Genomic DNA, 26,245 nt, shown 5'->3' on the forward strand with positions numbered 1-26,245 from the left:
CTTCAGGAATTGCCCGGCGGCGCTGCGCTTGCGCGGGCCTACAGATATCTGCGTAGCTGTTTGATATTGCAATTCTTCGTAGGCCGGGTAAGGCGAAAGCCGCCACCCGGCAGACATATGAGTACGATAACGAAAACAGGTTTGTCATCACCCGGAAGCCCTCTGAAAACGAGGGCTTTTTTTATGTCCACACGGTTACAGCCTGACACAATTCTTCATAATTAGATTGATAATAGAAATCATTATCTTTATCATTTCCGACCATTACGGATGAAGCCACTCCCCCCGTCTCTGCCATGTGTACAGACTGACATCGGGCGACCAGCCACATCGACGAGAAAACAGCGCGAGTCTACCGCCGACAGAGCGGCAGGCCGCCAGCGCGTGTGAGCAGCACCTTTTTTGTTTGTTTGGTTGTACACCTCATGGAGATTTGGAATGTTCAGGTTAAACCCTTTTATCCGGGCGGGATTGTCTGCGTCCGTCGTATCGTTGGCGTTTCCGGCCCTGGCCGATGTGAATGAAGAAACGCTGGTGGTGACCGCCTCGGCCACTGAACAGAGCGTCAAAGACGCACCGGCGAGCATCAGCGTCATCACCCAGCAGGATTTGCAGCGCAAGCCGGTGCAGAACCTGAAAGACGTACTGCGCGATGTGCCCGGGGTCCAGCTCACCAACGAAGGGGATAACCGCAAGGGCGTCAGCATTCGCGGTCTGAGCAGCAGCTATACCCTGATCCTTGTCGACGGGAAACGCGTCAACTCCCGGAACGCCGTCTTCCGCCACAATGACTTCGACCTGAACTGGATCCCGGTGGATGCCATCGAACGTATCGAGGTGGTGCGCGGCCCGATGTCCTCCCTGTACGGCTCCGATGCGCTCGGCGGCGTGGTCAACATTATTACCAAAAAAATCGGCCAGAAATGGACCGGGACGCTGAGCGCCGATACCACCATTCAGGAACACCGCGACCGCGGCGATACCTGGAACGGCCAGTTCTTCACCAGCGGCCCGCTGATCGACGGCGTGCTCGGGATGAAGGCCTACGGCAGCCTGGCGAAGCGCGCCAAGGACGATCCGCAGTCTTCCAGCAATGCCGCCGGCGAAACGCCGCGCATCGAGGGCTTCACCAGCCGCGATGGCAATGTTGAATTCGCCTGGACGCCGAGCGACAACCACGATTTCACCGCGGGCTATGGCTTTGACCGCCAGGATCGCGACTCCGATTCCCTTGACCGCAACCGCCTTGAGCGTGAGAACTACTCCCTGAGCCATAACGGACGCTGGGAGATGGGCAACAGCGAGCTCAAGTTCTACGGCGAAAAGGTGGATAATAAAAATCCAGGGCAGAACGGCACCATCACCTCGGAAAGCAATGCCATCGACGGCAAGTATGTCCTGCCGCTGGACATGATTAACCAGCTGGTGACCTTCGGCGGCGAATGGCGCCACGACAAGCTGAAAGATCCGGTCAACCTGAGCAGCGGCGGCCAGTCGACCTCCGCCAGCCAGTACGCCCTGTTTATTGAAGACGAATGGCGCATCATCGAGCCGCTGGCGCTGACCACCGGCATTCGTATGGACGACCATCAGACCTATGGCGATCACTGGAGCCCGCGCGCCTATCTGGTGTATAACGCCACCGATACCGTCACCGTCAAAGGCGGCTGGGCGACGGCGTTTAAAGCCCCGTCGCTGCTGCAGCTTAACCCCGACTGGACCACCAACTCCTGCCGCGGCTCGTGCAGTATCATCGGTAACCCGGATCTGAAGCCGGAAACCAGCGAAAGCTTCGAGCTTGGTCTCTACTATCGTGGGGAAGAGGGCTGGCTGCAGGATGTTGAAGGCAGCATCACCACCTTCCAGAATAATGTCGACGATATGATTGATGTTCTGCGCACCTCCAGCGCCAGCGAAGCGCCGGGCTACCCGAACTTTGTCGGCTGGAAAACCGTCAACGGTAAGCGCGTGCCGATCTTCCGCTATTTCAACGTCAACAAAGCGCGCATCAAAGGGGTGGAGACCGAGGTGAAGATCCCGTTCGGCGATGAGTGGAAGCTGACGGTGAACTACACCTACAACGATGGTCGCGATCTGAGCAACGGCGGCGACAAACCGCTGCAGACGCTGCCGTTCCATACCGCCAACGGCACGCTTGACTGGAAACCGCTGGACGACTGGTCCTTCTACGTGACGGCCAACTATACCGGCCAGCAGCGCGCGGTGAGCGCCACCGGCAAAACGCCGGGCGGCTATACCCTGTTTGACGTCGGCGCGGCGTGGCAGGTCACCAAAAACGTGAAACTGCGCTCCGGGGTGCAGAACGTGGGCGATAAAGATCTCAACCGGGACGACTACAGCTATACCGAAGAGGGCCGTCGCTACTTTATGGCCGTGGATTATCGCTTCTGATCGTTGGCGCTTAACGATGGCCTGCGCCGCGACGTGGAGTCGCGGCGCAGGTTGCGTTTAGTTAAAGAGATGCTGCGCGTGGAAACGCAGATGGTCTTCGATAAACGAGGCAATAAAGTAGTAGCTATGATCGTAACCGGGCTGGATGCGCAGCGTTAACGGCCAGGCCTTCTGCCGCGCGACCTCCGCCAGTACCGCGGGCTGCAGCTGTCCGGCGAGGAACGGATCGTTATCGCCCTGATCGATAAGCGTCGGCACCGCGTCCGCCGGCTGGCTGGCCTGCATCAGGGCGCAGCTGTCCCAGGCGCGCCATGTCGATTCATCGGCGCCGAGATAGGCGGTAAACGCTTTCTTGCCCCACGGCACCTGGGAGGGATTGACGATTGGCGCGAAGGCGGAGACGCTGGCGTAGCGGCCGGGATTGGTGAGCGCCATGATAAGCGCGCCGTGACCGCCCATCGAGTGGCCGCTGATGGCGCAGCGTTCGCCGACGGTAAACTCGCTGCGGATAAGCGCGGGCAGTTCGTCGCGCAGGTAATCGTACATCCGGTAGTGCGCCGACCACGGCGCCTCGGTGGCGTTCAGGTAGAAGCCAGCGCCTTGCCCCAGATCGTAACCGTCATCGTTGGCCACCTCGTCACCGCGCGGGCTGGTATCCGGCATCACCAGCGCGATGCCCAGCGCGGCGGCAATGCGCTGAGCGCCCGCCTTGGTGGTAAAGTTTTCATCGTTACAGGTCAGCCCGGACAGCCAGTACAGCACCGGCGGCGGCGTTTCACGCTCAGGCGGTAAAAAAATGCTGAACGTCATGGCACAGTTCAGGACAGGGGAGTGATGACGCCAGCGTTGTTGCCGGCCGTCAAAACAGCGATGCTCTTCAAGCAGTTCCATGCAAGGCTCCTCGGAAGGGATGTGCGCGTAAACGTTCATAATACAGATATTTCATTAGCCGGTGAGCAACTTTCACTTTCTCCTTTTGAGAACTTACTGCATCATTAATGCAACTTATAGCCAACATGCCGGTGTAGCGATGGCGCTTATGGATGCGTACAGCGGTTGGATCATTCCGGATTCGGCGATAGGGATTTGGCGTCGCGCCTGAGGCGTGGCTTCGCGCCTTAATAAAAGGCAGCGCCAATTTCAATAATTATCGTTACGGCTACTGGATTCTGTGCGCCACCTCACGCACAATGAATACAAACTTTGCCCCCAGAAAAAGCAAAGAGCGCCACACCTGCAGGAGAAACCCAAATGTCATCACTGAGTAAAGAAGCCGTCCTCGTTCATGAAGCGCTGGTCGCTCGTGGGCTGGAGACGCCGATGCGTGCGCCAGTACAAGAAATTGATAACGAAACACGCAAGCGTTTGATTACCGGTCATATGACCGAGATTATGCAACTGCTGAATCTGGATCTGAGTGATGACAGTCTGATGGAGACCCCGCATCGCATCGCCAAAATGTATGTCGATGAGATCTTCTCCGGACTGGATTACTCCCGTTTCCCGAAAATCACCGTCATTGAAAACAAAATGAAGGTCGATGAAATGGTCACCGTGCGCGATATCACCCTGACCAGCACCTGCGAACACCACTTTGTCACCATCGATGGTAAAGCGACGGTAGCCTATATCCCGAAAGATTCGGTGATCGGCCTGTCGAAAATCAACCGCATCGTGCAGTTCTTCGCCCAGCGCCCGCAGGTCCAGGAGCGTCTCACGCAGCAGATCCTGATCGCACTGCAGACGCTGCTCGGCACCAGCAACGTGGCGGTATCCATTGACGCGGTGCATTACTGCGTGAAAGCCCGCGGCATCCGCGACGCGACCAGCGCCACTACCACCACCTCCCTCGGTGGCCTGTTCAAATCCAGCCAGAATACCCGCCAGGAATTCCTGCGCGCAGTACGTCACCACAACTAAAACGGAGCAGGGTACATGGAGAGAAATGTCACGCTGGACTTTGTCCGCGGCGTCGCCATCCTCGGTATCCTGCTTCTCAATATCAGCGCCTTCGGCTTGCCGAAGGCCGCTTACCTCAATCCGGCCTGGTCAGGAAACGCGACCCTCAGCGACGCCTGGACCTGGGCGATCCTTGACCTGCTGGCGCAGGTGAAGTTTCTTACCCTGTTCGCGCTGCTGTTTGGCGCCGGTCTGCAGCTCCTGCTCCCCCGCGGTAAACGCTGGATCCAGTCGCGGCTGACCCTGCTGGCGCTGCTTGGTTTCATTCACGGTCTCTTCTTCTGGGATGGCGATATTCTGCTGGCCTACGCCCTGGTGGGGCTGGTGAGCTGGCGCATGGTGCGCGAGGCGCAGCATGTTAAATCGCTGTTTAACACCGGGGTGGTGCTCTACCTCACCGGCATTGCGGTGCTGGTCCTGCTGGGGATTATCTCGGGGACGGCCGCGAATCGATCCTGGGTACCGGACGCGGCCAATCTGCAGTATGAGCAGTACTGGAAGCTGCACGGCGGCATGGAGGCGGTCAGCAACCGGGCGGATATGCTGTCGGACAATCTGTTGGCGCTCGGCGCGCAGTATGGCTGGCAGCTGGCGGGGATGATGCTGATAGGCGCGGCGCTGATGCGCAGCGGCTGGCTGAAAGGGCAGTTCAGCCAGCGTCACTATCGGCGCACCGGCGCGCTGCTGGTGCTAGCCGGGATGGCGGTGAATGTGCCGGCTATTGTCGCCCAATGGTATCTGGCCTGGGACTATCGCTGGTGCGCGTTTTTACTGCAGGCGCCGCGTGAACTGAGCGCTCCGCTGCAGGCTATCGGCTATGCCTCGCTGGCCTGGGGCTACTGGCCGCAGCTCTGCCGTTTCCGCCTGGTGGGGGCTATCGCCTGCGTCGGACGCATGGCGCTGAGCAACTACCTGCTGCAGACCCTGATCTGCACCACCCTGTTTTATCATCTCGGGCTGTTTATGCGCTTCGATCGTCTGCAGCTGCTGGCCTTTGTTCCCCCCATCTGGGCCGTCAACCTCCTCGTGTCATCACTCTGGCTGCGCCGCTTCCGCCAGGGGCCGGTGGAATGGCTGTGGCGTCAGTTAACCCTGCGTGCGTCAGGGACATCATTGAAAGACACATCCAGATAACGATCTCGATCACAATCATTAACAAAACGGATGTAAACGTTTCCAGCCGTGTGACCTCACTCACGTAGCGGACCGCGGGTCGCTGCCAGAATAGCCTCCTTGCTGAGCACAGGAGGTGAATGTGACGTGCTGTAATTCTCTTAAGGTCGCTGAGTATGATCACCATTCGTGATGTCGCCCGCCAGGCGGGCGTATCCGTGGCCACCGTGTCGCGGGTGCTGAACAATAGCGCGCTGGTGAGTCCGGATACGCGCGACGTGGTGATGAAAGCGGTGACCCAGCTGGGCTACCGGCCCAACGCCAACGCCCAGGCGCTGGCCACCCAGGTCAGCGATACCATCGGCGTGGTGGTGATGGACGTCTCCGATGCCTTCTTCGGCGCGCTGGTGAAAGCGGTGGATACCGTCGCCCAGCAGCATCATAAGTATGTGCTGATCGGCAACAGCTATCACGAGGCGGAAAAAGAGCGCCATGCCATCGAGGTACTGATCCGCCAGCGCTGCTCGGCGCTGATCGTCCATTCTAAAGCGCTCAGCGATGCTGAACTGAGCGACTTTATGCAACATATCCCGGGGATGGTGCTGATCAACCGCATCGTGCCGGGCTTTGCCCATCGCTGCGTCGGCCTCGACAACGTTAGCGGCGCGCTGATGGCTACGCGCATGCTGCTCAATCACGGCCACCAGCGCATCGGTTATCTCTCCTCAAATCACGGCATTGAAGACGACGATATGCGCCGGGAAGGGTGGAGCAAAGCGCTGCAGGAGCAGGGCATCATCGCCCCGGACAGCTGGGTCGGCTCCGGCTCCCCGGACATGCAGGGCGGCGAAGCGGCGATGGTCGAACTGCTGGGGCGGAATCTCGGCCTCACTGCGGTGTTCGCCTATAACGACAGCATGGCGGCCGGCGCGCTGACCACGCTGAAGGACAACGGCATTGTCGTGCCGCAGCATCTGTCGCTGATTGGCTTTGATGATATTCCTATTTCCCGTTACACCGATCCTCAGCTGACCACCGTGCGCTATCCGGTAATGTCGATGGCGAAGCTGGCCACTGAGCTGGCGCTGCTGGGGGCGGCCGGCAAGCTGGATCGCGAGGCGACGCACTGCTTTATGCCCACCCTGGTGCGCCGTCACTCCGTTGCCCAGCGGCAAACTGTGGGGCCGATCACTAACTGAAGCGGCGGCGGGATGTAACCGCTTTCAATTTGTGAGTAAATTCACAGTATATTAACATTCACCTGATTATGATGGCAGCGTTTACCAGTCTGAACCGCGAGGTGATGGGAAATCCTCACTTTCTTCAGTAGGAACAAGGCGTTAAACGAGTATTAGAGTCGTATTTTTCTGGAGCGTTACCCGACACGGAAGACCGAATTTTCGTCGTGAAATGCGTTGTGCGGTAACACTAATGCAACAAATCCCGCCCGCACTTTTTCACAAAAATGACCCTGCATAATAAAACCGGAGATTCCATGAATAAGAAGGTGTTTACCCTCTCTGCTGTAATGGCTGGTCTGTTATTTGGCGCCGCAGCACACGCAGCAGATACCCGTATCGGCGTGACGATTTATAAATATGACGACAACTTTATGTCGGTGGTGCGTAAGGCGATTGAAAAAGATGGCAAATCCGCGCCTGACGTCCAGCTGCTGATGAATGACTCGCAGAACGACCAGTCGAAACAAAACGATCAGATTGACGTGCTGCTGGCGAAAGGCGTGAAAGCCCTGGCGATCAACCTGGTTGACCCGGCTGCGGCGGGAACGGTCATCGAAAAAGCGCGCGGGCAGAACATTCCGGTGGTGTTCTTCAACAAAGAGCCTTCCCGTAAAGCGCTGGATAGCTATGACAAAGCTTATTACGTCGGTACCGACTCGAAAGAGTCCGGGATTATTCAGGGCGATCTGATCGCCAAGCACTGGAAAGCCAACCCGAACTGGGATCTGAATAAAGACGGCCAGATCCAGTACGTCCTGCTGAAAGGCGAGCCGGGCCATCCGGATGCGGAAGCGCGTACCACCTACGTTATCAAAGAGCTGAATGATAAAGGCCTGAAGACCCAGCAGCTGCAGATGGACACCGCCATGTGGGATACCGCCCAGGCGAAAGACAAAATGGACGCCTGGCTCTCCGGCCCGAATGCGAACAAGATTGAAGTGGTGATCGCTAACAACGACGCCATGGCGATGGGCGCGGTTGAAGCGCTGAAAGCGCACAACAAGAGCAGCATTCCGGTGTTCGGCGTGGATGCGCTGCCGGAAGCCCTGGCGCTGGTGAAATCCGGCGCGATGGCCGGTACCGTGCTGAACGATGCTAACAACCAGGCGAAAGCGACCTTCGATCTGGCGAAAAACCTGGCCGACGGAAAAGACGCTGCGGCAGGCACCAACTGGAAAATTGACAACAAGATTGTTCGCGTCCCCTATGTGGGCGTCGATAAAGACAACCTGAGCCAGTTTACCGGCAAATAATCGTGATGTGAGTTGCGGGCGTGGGTTATCCACGCCCGATTATTCCTGATACAGAACCAGACTCCTGCTGGCGTTATTGCGCCGGACGGGGCGTGCATGAACGCAGCCAGGTATAACTATGGTCAGCAATAATAGCGAACGGTCAGGCGAATATTTGTTGGAGATGAGCAACATCAACAAATCGTTTCCTGGCGTCAAGGCTCTTGATAACGTCAACCTGAAGGTTCGTCCGCACTCCATTCATGCGTTAATGGGTGAGAACGGCGCCGGTAAATCGACATTATTAAAATGCCTTTTTGGGATCTATCAAAAAGATTCCGGCAGCATTCTTTTTCAGGGAAAAGAGATCGATTTCCATTCGGCGAAAGAAGCCCTGGAAAACGGTATTTCGATGGTACATCAGGAATTAAACCTGGTCTTACAGCGTTCGGTCATGGACAACATGTGGCTCGGGCGTTATCCCACTAAAGGTATGTTTGTCGATCAGGACAAAATGTACCGGGACACCAAGGCCATATTTGATGAGCTGGATATTGATATCGACCCGCGCGCCCGCGTCGGTACCTTATCGGTATCCCAGATGCAGATGATTGAGATCGCGAAGGCGTTTTCCTATGACGCCAAAATCGTCATCATGGACGAGCCGACGTCGTCGCTGACGGAAAAAGAGGTCAACCATCTGTTTAAGATCATCCGCAAGCTGAAAGATCGCGGCTGCGGTATCGTCTATATCTCGCACAAAATGGAAGAGATTTTCCAGCTGTGCGATGAAATTACCATCCTTCGCGACGGCCAGTGGATCGCCACTCAGCCGCTGGAAGGGCTGGATATGGACAAGATCATCGCCATGATGGTCGGGCGTTCGCTCAACCAGCGCTTTCCGGATCGCGAAAACACCCCGGGAGAAGTGATCCTCCAGGTGCGCAATCTTACCTCCCTGCGCCAGCCGTCCATTCGCGATGTCTCCTTCGATCTGCATAAGGGCGAAATTCTCGGTATCGCCGGTCTGGTGGGCGCGAAGCGGACCGACATCGTGGAGACCCTGTTCGGGATCCGTGAGAAGGCCAGCGGCACCATCACCCTGCACGGGAAGAAGATCAACAACCACAGCGCCAATGAGGCGATTAACCACGGTTTTGCGCTGGTGACCGAGGAGCGGCGCTCCACCGGGATTTACGCCTATCTGGATATCGGTTTTAACTCGCTGATCTCCAATATTAAGAAATATAAAAACAGCCTCGGCTTGCTGGATAACTCGCGGATGAAGAGCGATACCCAATGGGTCATTGACTCTATGCGCGTTAAAACCCCCGGCCAGCATACGCAGATTGGTTCGCTTTCCGGTGGTAACCAGCAAAAGGTCATTATTGGCCGCTGGCTGCTGACCCAGCCGGAGATCCTGATGCTGGACGAGCCGACGCGCGGTATCGACGTCGGCGCCAAATTCGAGATCTATCAGTTGATTGCCGAGCTGGCTAAAAAAGATAAAGGGATCATTATTATTTCCTCCGAAATGCCGGAACTGCTGGGGATTACCGACCGCATTCTGGTGATGAGCAACGGCCTGGTCGCGGGCATTGTTGAGACTAAAACCACCACGCAAAACGAAATACTGCGTCTTGCGTCATTGCACCTTTAAGATCAGGGGCTTCACATGAGTGCGTTAAATAAAAAGAGTTTTCTCACTTACCTGAAAGAGGGTGGGATATATGTCGTCCTTCTGGTCCTGTTGGCCATTATTATTTTCCAGGATCCGACATTTTTAAGTCTGCTCAACCTGAGTAATATTCTGACCCAGTCCTCGGTGCGTATTATTATTGCCCTCGGGGTGGCCGGACTGATCGTCACGCAGGGCACCGACCTCTCCGCCGGCCGTCAGGTGGGACTGGCGGCGGTGATTGCCGCGACCATGCTGCAGGCGGTGGATAATGCCAACAAGGTGTTCCCGGATATGGCGACCATGCCGATCCCGCTGGTCATCCTGCTGGTATGCGCCATCGGGGCGGTCATCGGCCTGATTAACGGGATCGTCATTGCCTATCTGAACGTGACGCCGTTTATTACCACCCTTGGGACCATGATCATCGTCTACGGCATTAACTCGCTGTACTACGACTTCGTGGGCGCGTCGCCGATCTCCGGCTTCGACAGCCATTTCTCCCATTTCGCGCAGGGGTTTGTGGCGCTGGGCTCGTTCCGCCTGTCCTACATCACCTTCTACGCGCTGATTGCCGTCTTCTTTGTCTGGATCCTGTGGAACAAGACGCGCTTTGGCAAAAACATCTTCGCTATCGGCGGTAATCCGGAAGCGGCGAAGGTCTCCGGGGTCAACGTAGCGTTGAACCTGCTGATGATCTACGCCCTCTCCGGCGTGTTCTACGCCTTCGGCGGCCTGCTGGAAGCCGGTCGTATCGGCTCGGCGACCAATAACCTCGGCTTTATGTACGAACTGGACGCCATCGCCGCCTGCGTGGTGGGCGGCGTATCGTTCAGCGGCGGGGTAGGGACCGTATTCGGCGTGGTGACCGGGGTGATTATCTTCACCGTGATCAACTACGGCCTGACCTATATCGGCGTTAACCCTTACTGGCAGTACATCATTAAGGGGGCGATCATTATCTTCGCCGTGGCGCTGGATTCCCTGAAATACGCCCGTAAGAAGTAATTTTTGCCTGAGTAAAAACCCGCGCCTGGCGCGGGTTTTTTTATACCTGAAACGGATGCGTTGATGGAGGCTACTTTTCTTTCTGCAGCTCCAGTAGCTGCTCCGGGGTGACCGCCGGGTAGGACTGGGCGTCATCCGGCACGTCGTGCTGCTGCGCCGGAATCGGAATTAAAGGACCGAGGAAGCGCGGTTCCCGTTTGAAGATGTAGAGGTCCGCCAGCGCGCCGAAGCGGGCGCCGAATTCGCGCAGCCGCACGCTCCACATATCCTTCGGCGACGGCACCGCGTAGCACTGAGCCTGGATCCCCATATGCAGGGCGATAAACAGCGCCCGTTCGCAGTGGAAGCGTTGGGTGATGATAATGAAGTCGTTGGTGTCGAACACTTTGCGGGTGCGGACGATCGAGTCGAGCGTGCGGAAACCGGCATAGTCCAGCACGATATCCGCCGGATCGACGCCGCCTTTAATCAGGTCCCGGCGCATAGTCATCGGTTCATTGTAGCTTTGCAGGGCGTTATCCCCGCTCAGCAGCAGATAGTTGACCTTGCCGCTGTTGTAGGCGTTGAGCGCGCCCTGGATGCGGTAGCGGTAATACTGATTGATCACCCCGGTGCGGTAGTATTTAGCGGTGCCCAGCACCACGCCGACCTGGCGGTAGGGGAGGTCCTGCAGCTCGTCATAGATATAGGGCGCGGTTTTCCAGCTCATCCAGCGGTCAAGACCCAGCACGGTCAACAGCAGCAGGCCGAGCAGGACTAACAGGCTGTAGAACACACGCTTTAACATGAACTTGGCTCAATAATAGACAACGGAGTCTTCAGGCTACTTTACCCGCCGGGTAAGCGCAAGAAACCCGCGTTTAATTGCGGGGATTTTCAGCAATATGAGCCGATCGCCGATCCCAGACCGGGCAAGGCGTAGCCGCAACCTGTTCTCCGGCCCTCCGGGAACGTCTCAGCGACTTTGAGGCCGTCAGGTCGGCAGTTTCAGCAGCCATAGCGATCTTCAGCTCGCAATGGCGCGAACGGTAGGTCGGGTAAGCGGAGCGCCACCCGACAACATAACGGCATAAAAGGTCGGCCGGATTAGACGAAACCGTCATCCGGCCATCTGCTCAGGCGCGCAGGCTGATTAACCTAACAGCACGCGCTCGATATTGTGGCAGCCCAGCGCCTTCAGGGTGGCGACGGTGGCGTCCCACTGAATCAGCGCCGCATCGGCTTTCTCCGCCAGGATCGCCCGCTGGATGTCCGGATAATCATAGCCGTTGAGGCTGAGGAGATTCAGCGCCCCCTGCAGCGGCGGCAGCGTCGGGTTGAACGCCGCGTTTTCCGCATAGCTGCCGCTGAAAAGGGTGCCATCTTTCAGCTCCAGCGCTACGCCGGAAGGCGAGTGGCTGTACGGCGCGTGGCAGCGGTTAGCGGCCTCAATCGCCGCCTGGGACAGGGCATCGCCGCTGACCGGGAAGCCGTGGTTCTGGTGGTCCATCAGCAGGGTTTTGATCTCCAGGTCTTTCGGGCCGAAGGCATCCGGCAGATAGTGCTGCAGCGCATGGGCTTCGCGACCGGGCAGATGAATGCGCAGCGCCAGTCCGCTGTTCAGTTCGTTCATAAACTGACGGCAATGGCCGCACGGCGTGTAGTTCACCGTGATGGCGCGCAGGGAGGTTTCACCGCGCAGCCAGGCGTGGCTAATGGCGCTCTGCTCCGCATGGACGGTCTGCTGCATGGTGGCGCCGAGAAACTCCATGTTGCCGCCAAAGTACCAGCGGCCGCTGACGCCGCGGGCGATAGCCCCGACGTTAAAGTGGGAAAGGTCGGCGCGCGCGCAGGCGGCGGCCAGCGGCAGTAGCGCAAAGGCCAGCGCGTCTTCGTCCAGACCTGTCGCCTGTTGCAGCGTCGCCACCTGATCGGCTTCGAGCAGCGCCGGGAAGTGCGGGTCGGCGAGCATCGGGGCGATGGCCGCCTGCAGGTCTGCTGCCAGAGTCGTCAAAGCAGCTTGAAAACGTGAGTGCATAGCGTTGCCTCATAACAGTGTAATGGGAAACCAGTGTACGGGCGTCAAGGGGTTTCAAATGTGATTTACATCTCATTGCTAATGCAACTTTTAATCGTTGCATTAATAAATGTGATGTAAGTCACAATTCATCCCACTACCGCAAGGATCAGCGGGAATAAAAACGGCGCCATCAACGAAGTGATGATCCCGCACAGCACCAGCGCCAGCGAGCTGAACGCCCCTTCCTGATAGTCCAGTTCCGCACAGCGCGCGGTACCGAGGGCGTGCGAGGCGGTGCCCATCGACAGGCCGCGCGACGCTTTAGTGCGAATACGCATCAGGTTGAGCAGGGTATGGCCGAATACCGCGCCAAGGATGCCGACAAAAATCACGCACACGGCGCTGATGGCCGGGATGCCGCCGATACTGCCGCTCACCGCCATGGCAATCGGCGTGGTCACCGATTTGGGCAGAACAGAGGCGGCGATCTGCGGTGTGGCGCCCATCAGCAGGGCCACGGTGGTGCCAGTGATCATCGCCACGCAGCTGCCGATAAAGCAGATGGTGATGATCGATTTCCAGCGCGCGCGGATCTGGTGCAGCTGTTCATACAGCGGGAAAGCCAGCGCGACCACCGCTGGCTGCAGCAGATCGTTCAGGATCTTGCTGCCGGCAAAGTAACGCTCATAGGAGATCCCGGTCAGCAGCAGAAACGGGATTATCACTACCATCGCCACCAGCAGCGGGTTGAGTAGCGGGAACTTAAAGCGGGCCGCCAGTTTGCGGGCAAGGAAAAAGACGATCAGGGTTAGCGGCAGCGACCACCAGATTTCATGCATCATTTTTCTTTTCCTTTTGCCCAATCACTTTGCGTTCGCCATGCACCAGGTGAGAGCTCCAGCTCACCACCACAAACACCACCAGCGTGCTGATGGCGCAGGAGATGACGACCGGCCCCAGCTGGGCGCGCAGCAGATCCCAGTACTGCATCACGCCGACGCCGATCGGCACGAACAGCAGCGCCATATAGCGGATCAGGATATTGCAGCCGGGGTTGACCCACTGCGGCGGCATAATTTGCAGCGCCAGCAGAACGAAGAGGATCAGCATGCCGATGATGCTGCCGGGGATGGTGATGGGCAGCAGCCCGGCGATAAATATTCCGGCGTATAAGCAGGCGTAAATCAGGACGAAAGCCCGCAGGTAGTGCCAGATAATAGTCAGCGATTTACTCATGGTAATAACCCTTGATGAAGTGCATTCATCATACAATTAATCCCTAAAATGTGCTACCGATCACATCATGAATTCTATGCATAGCGCTGATAGCGTACGGGAACAATAGCCTCTCCCGGCAGGACCTGACAGCTCGCAGCTTTGGGTATATCGGGTCCCACGCTACCTTTTTGGAAGAGAAGCGGCAAATGAAGGCGGTATGAGACGCCGCAGACTCCTGTAAAGCATAGAGATTATCTCCTCGCTTTGCCGCATTCGCCGAATGGGGAATGGCGTACGGCAGGCGGGACGCATTGAGCACTTTCAACCAACGCCCGGAGGCGCTACCATAGCGCCTCTTTTTTTTCCGGGTAACGATATGCGTGTACTACTGGCGCCGATGGAAGGCGTGCTCGATTCGCTGGTGCGCGAGCTGCTGACCGAAGTGAACGATTACGATCTGTGCATCACCGAGTTTCTGCGGGTGGTGGATCAACTGCTGCCGGTTAAATCGTTCTACAGGCTGTGCCCGGAGCTGCATTATCAAAGCCGCACCCCGTCCGGTACCCGCGTGCGCGTCCAGCTGCTGGGGCAATATCCCGAGTGGCTGGCGGAAAACGCCGCCCGCGCGGTGGCGCTGGGCTCGTGGGGCGTCGATTTAAACTGCGGCTGTCCGTCGAAGCTGGTGAACGGCAGCGGCGGCGGGGCGACGCTGCTGAAAGACCCGGAGCTTATCTATCGCGGCGCGAAGGCGATGCGCGAGGCGGTGCCCGGTCATCTGCCGGTGACAGTGAAAGTTCGTCTCGGCTGGGACAGCGGCGAACGGCGCTTTGAAATCGCCGACGCGGTGCAGCAGGCGGGGGCCAGCGAGCTGGTGGTCCACGGCCGCACCAAAGAAGATGGCTACAAAGCGGAGCGCATCAACTGGCAGGCCATCGGCGAGATCCGCCAGCGCCTGACCATTCCGGTAGTCGCCAACGGCGAAATCTGGGACTGGCAAAGCGCTCAGGACTGTATGGCCGTCACCGGCTGCGATTCGGTGATGATTGGCCGCGGGGCGCTCAACGTACCGAACCTCAGCCGGGTGATCAAATACAACGAACCGCGCATGCCGTGGCCGCAGGTGGTTCAGCTGTTGCAAAAATATACCCGTCTGGAAAAGCAGGGCGATACCGGCCTGTATCATGTGGCGAGAATTAAACAGTGGCTGGGCTATTTACGCAAGGAATATACCGAGGCGCTGACGCTGTTTAATGAAATTCGCGCCCTGCAAACCTCTGCTGAAATAGCGGCGGCGATCGCCCGCTATTAAGCGCCATATTGTTATTCGCTTCACATATTATTACTTGCCTGCCTATTGATGATAGGCATGAGTGAAATAAAGTGATAATGTGCGGTCAATCAATTCAGGATTGCTACTGAACGCAGGCAAAACCTAAGCACTTCCGTCATTCGTGGCGGCAAGTGCTTAGGTTTTTTTTTGGCCAAAATTTAACGGTGGGTAAATGATGACGTAAAACAAGAGATTGTCATTCATCTTTTCTCTGGCGCGGTCGCGGTTTTATTACCGGAGGAGGCCCCTTGCCATTCATTTTTTAAAAAAGAAAACAGGTAAATAAATAGCCTGGGGATCCCCTTTGTTTTTATTCAGTCACGGTGGAGATCACAATGTATAACAAAAAAATAAATCAGCTTTTTATCGGCGCGGCGCTGGCGGCGATGGCGCCCGTCGTGAACGCGGCGCAAACCCCGGCGTGGAACGGCAGCGTGCTGGGGTTTGAAGCCGGACAGCCAGGGCTGCTGGGCGATATGCTGGGCATTCGTCCAATCCTTGAAGAGAACGGCTTTCATTATAATCTCGGCTATCTTAACGAGATGGCCTACAACGCCGGCGGTGGTTATAACCACGATAAACATCTGGCCTATATTGACCAGGTGTCGTTGACCTTTACCCAGGATCTGGAGCGCTGGACCGGCATACCGGACGCCCGTCTCGAGGGCAACATCGTCAACCGCAACCACGATGATAACCTCACCACGAAACGGCTGCAGGATCCGCGGGTCAGCTTCAACGATCTGTCGCAGGAGAGCTGGGGCGGCGGGTCGATCACCCGTCTCGGCTGGCTGACCTTCGCCCGCAGCTTTGACGACCGTCGTCTGACCTGGCGCATCGGCATGATGAACAAGGTGCAAACCTTCGACCAGATCATTCCCTGCGATTTCCAGCTGCTGACCCAGTGCGGCGGCAAATCGGCCAACTCGCTGACCTGGAATAACTGGAACATCCACACCTGGGGCACCACCCTGGAGTACAAGCTGACGCCGACGGTCACCCTCAAAGGCGGGGTGATGGAGCAAAACCCGCAGGCCGCCTCGCGCAGCCATGCCTGGAGCTGGTCGACGAAGGGCAGCAAAGGCATTTTACTGCCGCTGGAGATCGAAACCCGTCCGCTGATGAATGGCCTGCCGGGGGCCTATAACCTCGGCGTGGTCTGGACTAACGCGCCGCAAAGCGACCTCTACAGCGGCAAATCCGGCGGCGCCGGGGCGACGGACCCGCAGGGCTACGCCGAGCACGACAGCACCTGGTTTATGTACGCCGGCCTGAACCAGCAGATTACCCGCCACGCCGACGATCCGCTGCGGGGAATGAGCGTCTCGCTGAGCGGCAGCCTCAGCGACCAGCGCAGCAACTATATCCACTCCGCCGTCGCCGCCTCGATGCGCTACCGCGGGCTGTTTGACGCCCGTCCGGAGGACTGGATCGGCTTCGGCCTGACGTGGATCGACATGAGCAGCCACTACGCGCGCAATCAGCGCTATATGAACCAACTCAGCGGTGCCGCCGACTATAACGATCCGGCCTGGCAGCCGGTGGCCGGCCACTCGCTGAACGGCGAACTCTATTATCGCTTCCGCCCGGTCTCCTGGCTGGAGCTGCAGCCGGGCCTGCAGTACTGGCACCGTCCGGGCGGCGTTGCGCAGACCCAGGACGCGTGGGTGGTGGAGTGGAAAACCGTCGTGACCTTCTGATAGTCGCGATCTTAATCACGTTTTTTCACTTGTCAGGTTGAGCGCGTAGCAGAAGTTGTTACAGTGCTGGCGTTGGATTGCAACTGCTGCGGCAGGCAAAACCTGATTACCTGGCGTTTCGTCGGGGGTCAGGTTTTTTTGTTTCTGGGGTCAATATGCAAATCGCCAAAGTACTCAATAACAATGTGGTGGTGGTTCTTGACGAACACCAGCGCGAACAGGTGGTGATGGGGCGAGGGCTGGCCTTTCAGAAACGCCCGGGCGACGCGCTGGACGACAGCAAAATTGAAAAAGTCTTCGCCTTACAAAGCGATGAACTGGTCGGCCGCTTAGGTGAACTGCTCAGTCAGATTCCGTTAGAAGTGATGACCACCTGCGATCGCATTATCGACCTGGCGCGCGGGCGGTTGGGCAAGTTACAGGAAAGTTTGTACATCACGTTAACGGATCACTGTCACTTTGCTATCGAGCGGCAGAAAAAGGGCATCGCACTGCGTAACGTGCTGCTGTGGGAGATCAAGCGGCTCTATCCGAAGGAGTTCGCGCTGGGCCAGGAGGCAAGGGCCATTATTGGCAAACGGCTCGGCGTGGCGCTGGCGGAGGATGAAGCCGGATTTATCGCCCTCCATCTGGTGACGGCGCAGCTCAACAGCGAAATGCCGGAGGTCATGCACGTGACCCGGGTGATGCAGGAGATCCTGCAGCTGGTGAAGTATCAGCTGCATCTGAACTACGACGAGGAGTCGCTGAGCTATCAGCGTTTCGTCACCCACCTGAAGTTTTTCGCCCAGCGGATGCTGACCCGCACGGTGGTGGAAGATGACGACGTCTCGCTGCACAGCGCGGTGAAAGACAACTACGCCAAAGCGTGGAAGTGCGCGGAAACGGTGGCGACGCATCTGCAAAAGCAGTATCAGCGGGCGCTGACCACCGAAGAAATTATGTTTCTTGCCATTCATATTGAACGGGTAAGAAAAGAGGGACGCTAAGTCTCCCGACAAAACTGGATTGTTACTGCATGATGCAGGCAAAACCTGAGCGCGACGCCTACCGGCGTGGTTCTCGGGTTTTTTTTATTTTTACTACTCAGTCGCCGGTTGTCTGCGGGCAGCGGCAGTAAGGAAAAGAGCATGGAATATAAAGCACTCGCGCAGGATATTCTCCGCCGCGTCGGCGGCAAAGAGAACATTGTGAGTCTGGTTCACTGTGCGACACGTCTGCGTTTTAAGCTGAAAGATAACGGCAAAGCCGATGCCGAAGGGCTGAAGGCCAACCCGGGCGTCATTATGGTGGTGGAGAGCGGCGGCCAGTTTCAGGTGGTGATTGGCAACCACGTTCACGACGTCTGGCTGGCGGTGCGTCAGGAGGCAGGGTTAAGCGACGACAGCGAACCGGTGGCGGAAAGCGTTGAAAAAGGGTCGCTGCTGGGGCAGATCATCGATGTCGTGTCGGGAATTTTCACGCCGTTTATCGGCGTGCTGGCGGCCTCCGGTATCCTGAAAGGGATGCTGGCGCTGGCGGTCGTCTGCGGTTGGCTGACCCCGCAACAGGGAACCTATAAAATCTGGTTTGCCGCCAGCGACGCGCTGTTCTTTTTCTTCCCGCTGTTTCTCGGCTACACCGCCGGTAAAAAATTTGGCGGTAACCCGTTTGTCTCGATGGTGATCGGCGGGGCGTTAACCCACCCGCTGATGATTCAGGCCTTTGAGGCCAGCCAGGCGCCGGGCGCGGCGGTGGAGCACTTTCTCGGCATCCCGGTAACCTTTATTAATTACAGCTCATCGGTGATCCCGATTATTCTCGCCTCATGGGTCTGCTGCTGGCTGGAGCGCAAGAGCAACGCGCTGCTGCCGTCATCGATGAAAAACTTTTTTACGCCGGCGATTTGTCTCGCCGTTGTGGTTCCACTGACGTTTCTGCTGATTGGCCCTCTGGCGACCTGGCTCAGTCATCTGTTGGCCCAGGGGTATCAGATTATCTACGCGGTGGCGCCGTGGCTGGCGGGAGCGGCGATGGGCGCGCTGTGGCAGGTTTGTGTGATCTTCGGCCTGCATTGGGGACTGATTCCGCTGATGATTAACAATCTGACGGTGCTTGGCCATGATTCCATGCTGCCCATGCTGCTGCCGGCCGTTATGGGGCAGGTCGGCGCGGTGCTGGGTATTTTGCTGAAAACCCGCGATGCCCGTCAGAAAGTACTGGCCGGTTCGGCATTTTCAGCGGGCATCTTCGGCATTACCGAGCCCGCTATCTATGGCTTAACATTGCCGCTGCGTCGGCCGTTTATCTTCGGCTGCGTGGCGGGCGCCATCGGCGGCGCTATTGTGGGTTTCAGTAACGCTAACGTCTATTCATTCGGCTTCGGGAACATTTTTACCGTGGCGCAAATGATCCCGCCCCAAGGGCTTGATAGCACCGTTTGGGGCGGCGTAGTGGGCATCTTCGCGGCGTTGATTATCTCCTGTGGCTTAACTTTCTTCGCCGGCCTGCCGCGCGCCAGCGCCGCGCCGGGCGCCGTGGCGGTAGCGCCGGTCTCGGCAAACGACATTCTGGCGCCGATGAGCGGCAGCGTCATCGCCCTCGATCAGGTGCCGGACAGCACCTTCGCCAGCGGCCTGCTGGGGAAAGGGGTCGCCATTATCCCGGCGGTGGGCAAAGTCATCGCCCCGTTCACCGGCGAAGTGGCCTCTCTGTTTCAGACCAAACACGCCATCGGCCTGCAGAGCGACAGCGGCATTGAGCTGCTGATCCACGTCGGCATCGACACGGTCAAACTCGACGGCGTGCCGTTTACCGCGCATGTGAAAGAGGGTGACAGAGTTCAGGCCGGCGATCTGCTGATTGAGTTCGATCGTCAGGCAATTCTGGACGCCGGTTACGACCTGGCGACCCCGATTATTATCAGCAACAGCGATGACTATCGTGAGATCGACACGGTGGCGCCCAGCGCCGTCGAAGCCGGTCAGCCGCTGTTGTCAGTCAGCCATTAATCACAGGAGAGAGAGATGAAAACATTCCCGGCAGATTTTTTATGGGGCGGCGCGACCGCGGCGAATCAGGTGGAAGGGGCGTACCTGGAAGATGGCAAAGGGTTATCCACCTCCGATGCGCAGCCGCACGGCGTCTTCGGCGAAGTGGTCGAGCGCGTACCCGGCGACAGCGGGATTAAGGATGTGGCGATCGATTTTTACCATCGTTACCCGGAAGATATCGCCCTGTTTGCCGAGATGGGCTTTAACTGCCTGCGGGTGTCCATCGCCTGGACCCGTATCTACCCCAACGGCGATGACGCCGAGCCGAACGAAGCCGGACTCGTGTTCTACGACAAGTTGTTCGACGAGATGGCGAAGCACAACATCACCCCGCTGGTGACGCTGTCGCATTATGAAATGCCGTGGGCGCTGGTGAAAAACTACGGCGGCTGGGGTAGCCGGGAGGTGATTGGCTTCTTTGAGCGCTACGCCCGGACGGTGTTCAGCCGTTATAAAAACAGGGTCAAACTGTGGCTGACCTTTAACGAAATCAATATGTCGCTGCATGCCCCGATGACCGGCGTCGGCCTGCCGGCCGGCAGCAGCAAAGGCGAGGTATATCAGGCCATTCACCACCAGCTGGTGGCCAGCGCCCTGGCGGTCAAAGCCTGTCACGAGCTGGTGCCCGAGGGCAAAATCGGCAATATGCTGCTCGGCGGGCTGATGTATCCCCTGAGCTGCAAACCGGAAGATGTGTTCGAGACGCTGCAGGAGAACCGCAGCTGGCAGTTCTTCGGCGACGTGCAGGCGCGCGGGGCGTACCCGGGCTATATGCAGCGCTTTTTCCGCGACAACGGCATCACGCTCGACATCACTGAGGCCGATCGCGACACGCTGAAAACCACCGTCGATTTTATCTCCTTCAGCTACTACATGACCGGGTGCGTCACCGCCGATGAGGCGCTGAACCAGCAGGCGCGCGGCAATATTCTCAGCATGGTGCCGAACCCGCACCTGGCGAGCTCGGAGTGGGGCTGGCAGATAGACCCCCTGGGCCTGCGTACGCTGCTGAACGTGCTGTGGGATCGCTATCAGAAGCCGCTGTTTATCGTGGAAAACGGTCTGGGCGCCAAAGATAAGGTGGAAGCCGACGGCAGCATTAACGATGACTACCGCATCAGCTACCTGAACGACCATCTGGTGCAGGCGCGGGAGGCCATTGACGATGGCGTTGAGCTGATGGGCTTTACCAGCTGGGGACCGATTGACCTGGTGAGCGCCTCGAAGGCGGAGCTGTCGAAGCGCTACGGCTTTATCTATGTCGACCGCCATGATGACGGCACCGGCACCCTGGCGCGCAGTAAGAAGAAGAGCTTTGACTGGTATAAAGAAGTGATTGCCAGCCGCGGCGCCAGCCTGAAAGCGTAACGCTTCTCCGCCCGGCCATCGTCGGGCGGGGGATTAAGCCGGTTTACGCGCGCGCAGTAAAAAGATCATCGGCCGCTCTTTCTCTTCATCCAGGGCGGGCTGTTGAGCAATCTGTTCGGCGCCTGGCCCCCACTCATCCAGCTGCTCCAGCACAAAACCGGCGGCGATAAGCGCGTTTATCCAGCTCGAGAGTTTGCGGTGCTGTTTAATGACGCCCTCGGCAAACCAGTTGCTGACGCGCTCCCCCTCCTGCTGATAGTGGCTGACCGGCCAGCTCTTTTGCCCCTGTTCATTCACCTGCCATCCCTGCTGCAGCGGCGCGGTATAGATGGGATGTTCGGCAGAGAAGACCAGGATACCGCCAGGGACCAGCGCCTGCTGCAGGGTGGAGAAGAGCGGGACGATGTCGGGTAAATAATGCAGGGCCAGCGAGCTGTAGATTAGATCGCAGCAGTTGGCGGGCAGCGTCAGGGTTTGCAGATCGGCGCAGCGGTAGTCAATCTCATCCCCGCGGGTCATTTCCCGTGCCTGCGCCAGCATACGCCGGGAGATATCAAACCCCATTATCTGGCTGGCTCCCTGCTGCTGCGCCCAGCGGCAAAACCAGCCGTAGCCGCAGCCGAGATCCACCACCCGCAAACCGGCTAGCGGCGGCAGCATTGCCTGTAGCGATGGCCACTCCGGTGCGCCATCCAGCCCTTTCACCGAACGATCGAGGGTTGCATAGCCGGCGAAGAAGTGCGGATCGTCATAAATATTCTGGCTCATATTCATCCCTTGAATTGATAAGTTTGTTTATTTTTAGCTAACTAATAATTTAGTCACACGCTTTACTAAACGCGTTTAATTCAATTAACTTATGATCACTCACCTGATTATGTTATCTGACCTGTCTAATGAAATTGAGATTAAATAATAGCGTGCTGGCGGCCTTGCCCCTGGCCATCGCGCTGGTAGGCTGCGCGCCTTCCCATGAGGTTGCTCGTCCGCCGCAGCAGCAAATTCCGGCTTCCCACGTTGCCATGGATCTTCCCGCCGCCGTCAAAAACGGCTGGCCGCAGACCGACTGGTGGAAAGACTACCACGATGCCCAACTGGATAATTTGATTCAGCGCGCGCTCGCCAACGCGCCGGATATGCAGATTGCCGAACAGCGCATCAGGCTTGCCGAAGCGCAGGCCAGAATGTCGCAGGCGAATCTTGGCCCGGAGATGGATTTCTCCGCTGACATCGAACGTCAACGCATGTCGGCCGAAGGCCTGATGGGGCCGTTCGCCACTGACACCGACGGCAATACCGGCCCGTGGTACACCAACGGTACCTTCGGCCTGACCGCCGGCTGGGATCTCGATCTGTGGGGCAAAAACCGTGCGCTGGTGAAAGCCCGCATCGGCGAGCTGAAAGCCCAGGTGGCCGAGCAGGCTCAGACCCGCGAGCTGCTCTCCGGCAGTGTGGCGCGCCTGTACTGGCAGTGGCAGACAGAAGCGGCGATCAAAGCGGTGCTGCAGCAGGTGAAAAACGAGCAAAATAATATCGTGACGGTCGACAAGGCCCTGTATCAGCGCGGGATCACCAACTCCGCCGAAGGGGCGGAAAACGATATTAACGTCAGCAAAACCGACCAGCAGCTGGCGGACGTGGCGGGCACGATGAAAGAGATTGAAGCGCGGCTGATGGCCCTGACCAACAGCCAGAGCCAGTCGCTAAACCTCAAACCCGCCAGCCTGCCGACGGTCAGCGCGCAGCTGCCGGACACCCTTGGCTATGAGCTGCTGGCGCGTCGCCCGGATCTGCAGGTCGCTCACTGGTATATCGAGGCGTCGCTGAGCGAAGTGGACGCGGCGAAGGCGGCGTTTTACCCGGACATCAATCTGATGGCGTTCCTGCAGCAGGATGCCCTGCACTTAAGCGATCTTTTCCGCCATTCGGCGCAGCAGATGGGCGTCACCGCCGGACTGACGCTGCCGATCTTCGACAGCGGTCGCCTCAATGCCAATCTGGATATCGCCAGCGCGCAGAACAGCCTGTCCATCGCCCAGTACAACAAAGCGGTGGTGGACGCCGTCAACCAGGTGGCGAAAACCGCCAGCCAGGTCGAGACGCTGATGGCCAAGAGCCAACAGCAGCAGCAGGTTGAAAAAGACGCCCAGCGGGTGGTGGACCTGGCGCAGGCCCGGATGGCGGCGGGGATCTTGCCCGGCTCCCGGGTCAGTATGGCGAAGCTCCCGGCGCTGCAGGAGCGTATCACCGCCTTGCGCCTGCACGGCCAGTGGATTGACGCCAGCATTCAGCTGACCTCGGCTCTCGGCGGCGGCTACCACCAGGCGGTGAAGTAACCGGCCACCCGGCGCGTCAGCGGGCGCGCCGCTCAGTCTTTCTTCTTCCCTTCGCGCCGCCTGAACCACCAGTGGGCGGCCACGACCACCACCACCGCGAGGATCAGCCAGATCCAGTGCTTCAGATGGGCGTCGAGGTGGTGCAGCCACGGGCCAACCACCTCGCCGCCAAGATAGCCTATGGTGGTAAACAGCAGAGCCCACACCAGCGCCCCGGCAATATTCAGCGGCAGGAAAATGCGCGGCGGCAGGCGGCTGGCGCCGATCAGCAGGGGGCCGATCACCCGGAAGCCGTACATAAAGCGGGTGCCGATGACAAACAGCCACGGCCGGTGCTGGATCATGCGCTGGGCTTTCCTGATCCGCGCCTTCTGGCTGGCGAAACGGCGCAGAATGCGCCCGCCGAAGCGGCGACCAAGCAGATAGAGCAACTGATCGCCAATCATCCCGCCGAGGGCGACAGCGATCACCACCAGGGGAAACTTCAGTAGCCCCTGATGCGCCGCGACGCCGCCCAGCAGGGTAATGGTCTCACCTTCCGCCATGCTGCCGACGATCAGCGCCGCGTAGCCATACTGGGAAATCAGGTGATTGATATCCATAAACAGCTTATCTCCTTACCTCATCACCTGTTAATCATACACCCTGCAGGCCAAAACGCGTCGACGCAGATTTTTTGTGCTGTACACAAAATAATCTACAGGGTGAATTATACTTGGATCAGTGCAGTACGAAGCCGTGACAAGGGGGACGCTATGAACCATGTCTGGGGGCTCTTCGCTCATCCCAACCGGGAGATGAGCGTGATAAAGAGCGAGAATGAAACCATTTCTCATCACTATACGCACCATGTGCTGCTGATGGCGGCGGTTCCGGTGGTTTGCGCCTTTATCGGCACCACGCAGCTGGGCTGGAACTTCGGTGACGGCACCATTATTAAACTGTCGATGTGGACCGGGCTGGCGCTGGCTGTCCTGTTTTATGCCGTGATGCTGGCCGGGGTGGCGATCATGGGGCGGGTTATCTGGTGGATGGCCAGGCAATATCCGCAGCAGCCTTCCCTGAAACGCTGCATGGTCTTTGCCGGCTATGTGGCCACGCCGCTGTTCCTGAGCGGGATTGTGGCGCTCTATCCGCTGGTCTGGCTGTGCGCGCTGATCGGTACCGTTGCCCTGTTCTATACCGGTTATCTGCTCTATCTCGGGATCCCGACCTTCCTGAGCATTAACCGGGAAGAGGGGCTCAGTTTCGCCAGCTCGACCCTGGCCATCGGGGTGCTGGTGCTGGAAGTACTGCTGGCGATCACCGTGGTGCTATGGGGGTATGGCTACCGACTGTTCTGATCGGACGAAACGGGTCAATATGCATTGCCGGCAAATATGTATTTTATGTCGGCAATGCAGCATTTCTTCACGATTCTTATTAGGCACAGGGCCTTACGGCGCGGTATGATGGCGTTTGCCAGCGAAGTTGCCCACTTAACCTCGCGGCGTACGTTCCATAACGTGCAAAAATACTTTTCAGAATGCCCATGATGCCGAAATTCCGAGTCTCTTTGCTCAGCCTGACCTTGCTGCTGGCTGTGCCTTTTGCGCCCCAGGCGTTAGCAAAAACCCCGACGGCGGTAGCCGCCTCGCAGCCGGACATCGCTTCCGGCAGCGCCATGATCGTCGATCTGGCCACCAAAAAAATCATCTACGCCAGCCAGCCGGATCTGGTGCGCCCGATGGCGTCGATCACCAAGGTGATGACCGCCATGGTGGTTCTCGATGCCCATCTGCCGCTGGACGAAATGCTGACGGTGGATATCAGCCATACTCCGGAAATGAAGGGGATTTACTCCCGCGTGCGTCTCAATAGCCAGATCAGCCGCCGCGATATGCTGCTGCTGGCGCTGATGTCTTCCGAGAACCGCGCGGCCGCCAGCCTGGCGCATCACTATCCGGGCGGCTACGACGCCTTTATTCGCGCGATGAACGCCAAAGCGCAGGCGCTGGGTATGACCCATACCCGCTATGTGGAGCCCACCGGTCTGTCGGTGCATAACGTCTCCACCGCCCGCGATCTGACCAAACTGCTGATCGCCAGCGAGCAGTACCCGCTGATTGGCCAGCTGAGCACCACTAAAGAAGAGACCGCCACCTTTGCCCATCCGGCCTACAGCCTGCCGTTCCGCAACACTAACCATCTGGTGTATCGCGATAACTGGAACATCCAGCTGACCAAAACCGGCTTCACCAACGCTGCCGGCCACTGCCTGATTATGCGCACGGTGATTAACCAACGTCCGGTGGCGCTGGTGGTGATGGATGCCTTCGGCAAATATACCCACTTCGCCGACGCCAGCCGTTTGCGGACGTGGATCGAGACCGGGAAGGTGATGCCAGTCCCGGCTTCGGCGCTGAGCTATAAAAAGCAGCGCGAAGCGCAGATGGCGGAGGCGATGCTGAAAGGCGGCGCCCAGACCGCGCAGAACGATTAATCTGCATATGTCCCGGATGACGACGCATTGCGCCTTATCCGGGCTAAAGATGCATTTATATCAATGGGTTATCAGGGCTTGTAGGCCCGGCAAGCGCAGCGCCGCCGGGCAATCACGCCGAGTGCCGCGTTTGTGCC

Annotated in this window: 21 protein-coding genes and 1 pseudogene; 15 read left to right on the forward strand and 7 right to left on the reverse strand. The window is 58.2% G+C overall.

The window, feature by feature from the left end:
* Positions 1 to 438 precede the first annotated feature (438 nt).
* Positions 439 to 2,412, forward strand: a complete 1,974-nt coding sequence (gene cirA, locus ABLV52_RS02145; protein ID WP_348889942.1) for a catecholate siderophore receptor CirA — start codon at positions 439 to 441, stop codon at positions 2,410 to 2,412.
* Between the two features lie 57 nt (positions 2,413 to 2,469).
* Here the strand turns inward: cirA and fghA are convergent, their stop codons facing one another.
* On the reverse strand, positions 2,470 to 3,303 hold the full coding sequence (gene fghA, locus ABLV52_RS02150) for an S-formylglutathione hydrolase (protein ID WP_072413739.1): 834 nt from the start codon (positions 3,301 to 3,303) through the stop codon (positions 2,470 to 2,472).
* Between the two features lie 360 nt (positions 3,304 to 3,663).
* Between fghA and folE the strand changes: the two genes are divergently transcribed.
* From folE to mglC, 6 genes are all read left to right on the forward strand, one after another.
* A complete protein-coding gene (gene folE, locus ABLV52_RS02155; RefSeq protein WP_023290444.1) occupies positions 3,664 to 4,332 on the forward strand; it encodes a GTP cyclohydrolase I FolE in 669 nt (222 codons plus the stop codon).
* A gap of 15 nt (positions 4,333 to 4,347) precedes the next feature.
* Complete coding sequence (gene yeiB, locus ABLV52_RS02160; RefSeq protein WP_023290443.1) at positions 4,348 to 5,505, forward strand: DUF418 domain-containing protein YeiB; 1,158 nt, start codon at positions 4,348 to 4,350, stop codon at positions 5,503 to 5,505.
* A gap of 155 nt (positions 5,506 to 5,660) precedes the next feature.
* Positions 5,661 to 6,683 carry an HTH-type transcriptional regulator GalS gene (gene galS / locus ABLV52_RS02165; protein WP_023290442.1) on the forward strand — a complete coding sequence of 341 codons (1,023 nt, stop codon included), beginning with the start codon at positions 5,661 to 5,663 and terminating at the stop codon, positions 6,681 to 6,683.
* Between the two features lie 296 nt (positions 6,684 to 6,979).
* The gene (gene mglB, locus ABLV52_RS02170; RefSeq protein ID WP_023290441.1) at positions 6,980 to 7,978 is read left to right on the forward strand and encodes a galactose/glucose ABC transporter substrate-binding protein MglB; all 999 of its coding nucleotides are present in this window, start codon (positions 6,980 to 6,982) and stop codon (positions 7,976 to 7,978) included.
* Between the two features lie 118 nt (positions 7,979 to 8,096).
* Entirely contained in the window at positions 8,097 to 9,617 is a 1,521-nt protein-coding gene (gene mglA / locus ABLV52_RS02175) for a galactose/methyl galactoside ABC transporter ATP-binding protein MglA (RefSeq protein ID WP_072420991.1), read from the forward strand.
* 15 nt (positions 9,618 to 9,632) lie between these two features.
* Positions 9,633 to 10,643: a galactose/methyl galactoside ABC transporter permease MglC gene (gene mglC, locus ABLV52_RS02180; RefSeq protein ID WP_002912871.1), complete on the forward strand. Its 1,011-nt coding sequence runs from the start codon at positions 9,633 to 9,635 to the stop codon at positions 10,641 to 10,643.
* Between the two features lie 70 nt (positions 10,644 to 10,713).
* Here mglC and sanA read toward each other — a convergent pair whose 3' ends face one another.
* From sanA to ABLV52_RS02200, 4 genes are all read right to left on the reverse strand, one after another.
* Complete coding sequence (gene sanA / locus ABLV52_RS02185) at positions 10,714 to 11,430, reverse strand: outer membrane permeability protein SanA (RefSeq protein ID WP_004201624.1); 717 nt, start codon at positions 11,428 to 11,430, stop codon at positions 10,714 to 10,716.
* A gap of 345 nt (positions 11,431 to 11,775) precedes the next feature.
* Complete coding sequence (gene cdd, locus ABLV52_RS02190; protein ID WP_053810132.1) at positions 11,776 to 12,660, reverse strand: cytidine deaminase; 885 nt, start codon at positions 12,658 to 12,660, stop codon at positions 11,776 to 11,778.
* Positions 12,661 to 12,788: 128 nt separating this feature from the next.
* Positions 12,789 to 13,484 (reverse strand): CidB/LrgB family autolysis modulator, encoded by a 696-nt coding sequence (locus ABLV52_RS02195; RefSeq protein ID WP_004201621.1) that lies wholly within the window; start codon positions 13,482 to 13,484, stop codon positions 12,789 to 12,791.
* Complete coding sequence (locus tag ABLV52_RS02200; protein WP_023290438.1) at positions 13,474 to 13,878, reverse strand: CidA/LrgA family protein; 405 nt, start codon at positions 13,876 to 13,878, stop codon at positions 13,474 to 13,476. The genes ABLV52_RS02195 and ABLV52_RS02200 overlap by 11 nt, the downstream gene beginning before the upstream one ends.
* 358 nt (positions 13,879 to 14,236) lie before the next feature.
* On the opposite strand from ABLV52_RS02200, the gene dusC reads away from it, so the two are divergent.
* The 5 genes and pseudogenes from dusC to ascB all read left to right on the forward strand — a co-directional run bounded on the left by dusC (position 14,237) and on the right by ascB (position 21,290).
* Positions 14,237 to 15,169 carry a tRNA dihydrouridine(16) synthase DusC gene (gene dusC, locus ABLV52_RS02205; protein WP_032453520.1) on the forward strand — a complete coding sequence of 311 codons (933 nt, stop codon included), beginning with the start codon at positions 14,237 to 14,239 and terminating at the stop codon, positions 15,167 to 15,169.
* A gap of 356 nt (positions 15,170 to 15,525) precedes the next feature.
* Positions 15,526 to 16,890 carry a carbohydrate porin gene (locus ABLV52_RS02210; protein ID WP_105491248.1) on the forward strand — a complete coding sequence of 455 codons (1,365 nt, stop codon included), beginning with the start codon at positions 15,526 to 15,528 and terminating at the stop codon, positions 16,888 to 16,890.
* A 155-nt stretch (positions 16,891 to 17,045) separates the two neighbouring features.
* Entirely contained in the window at positions 17,046 to 17,879 is an 834-nt protein-coding gene (gene bglG / locus ABLV52_RS02215; RefSeq protein WP_048336199.1) for a transcriptional antiterminator BglG, read from the forward strand.
* 29 nt (positions 17,880 to 17,908) lie between these two features.
* Positions 17,909 to 19,880 (forward strand): annotated as a pseudogene (gene bglF / locus ABLV52_RS02220) (PTS beta-glucoside transporter subunit IIABC).
* Between the two features lie 15 nt (positions 19,881 to 19,895).
* The gene (gene ascB / locus ABLV52_RS02225; protein ID WP_048297900.1) at positions 19,896 to 21,290 is read left to right on the forward strand and encodes a 6-phospho-beta-glucosidase; all 1,395 of its coding nucleotides are present in this window, start codon (positions 19,896 to 19,898) and stop codon (positions 21,288 to 21,290) included.
* Positions 21,291 to 21,323: 33 nt separating this feature from the next.
* Here ascB and ABLV52_RS02230 read toward each other — a convergent pair whose 3' ends face one another.
* Positions 21,324 to 22,058, reverse strand: coding sequence for a class I SAM-dependent methyltransferase (locus ABLV52_RS02230; RefSeq protein ID WP_348889943.1), 735 nt, complete (start codon positions 22,056 to 22,058; stop codon positions 21,324 to 21,326).
* 128 nt (positions 22,059 to 22,186) lie between these two features.
* On the opposite strand from ABLV52_RS02230, the gene mdtQ reads away from it, so the two are divergent.
* Positions 22,187 to 23,626, forward strand: a complete 1,440-nt coding sequence (gene mdtQ, locus ABLV52_RS02235) for a multidrug resistance outer membrane protein MdtQ (RefSeq protein WP_032453513.1) — start codon at positions 22,187 to 22,189, stop codon at positions 23,624 to 23,626.
* Between the two features lie 32 nt (positions 23,627 to 23,658).
* On the opposite strand, the gene ABLV52_RS02240 is transcribed toward mdtQ, so the two are convergent.
* Positions 23,659 to 24,228: a DedA family protein gene (locus tag ABLV52_RS02240; protein ID WP_023290430.1), complete on the reverse strand. Its 570-nt coding sequence runs from the start codon at positions 24,226 to 24,228 to the stop codon at positions 23,659 to 23,661.
* A 153-nt stretch (positions 24,229 to 24,381) separates the two neighbouring features.
* On the opposite strand from ABLV52_RS02240, the gene ABLV52_RS02245 reads away from it, so the two are divergent.
* Complete coding sequence (locus ABLV52_RS02245; protein WP_032453512.1) at positions 24,382 to 24,969, forward strand: Yip1 family protein; 588 nt, start codon at positions 24,382 to 24,384, stop codon at positions 24,967 to 24,969.
* Between the two features lie 188 nt (positions 24,970 to 25,157).
* On the forward strand, positions 25,158 to 26,108 hold the full coding sequence (pbpG, locus tag ABLV52_RS02250; RefSeq protein WP_023290428.1) for a D-alanyl-D-alanine endopeptidase: 951 nt from the start codon (positions 25,158 to 25,160) through the stop codon (positions 26,106 to 26,108).
* Positions 26,109 to 26,245: the final 137 nt, after the last annotated feature.

Source organism: Klebsiella sp. GB_Kp056 (assembly GCF_040064755.1).
GTDB classification, from domain to species: Bacteria; Pseudomonadota; Gammaproteobacteria; order Enterobacterales; family Enterobacteriaceae; genus Klebsiella; species Klebsiella quasipneumoniae.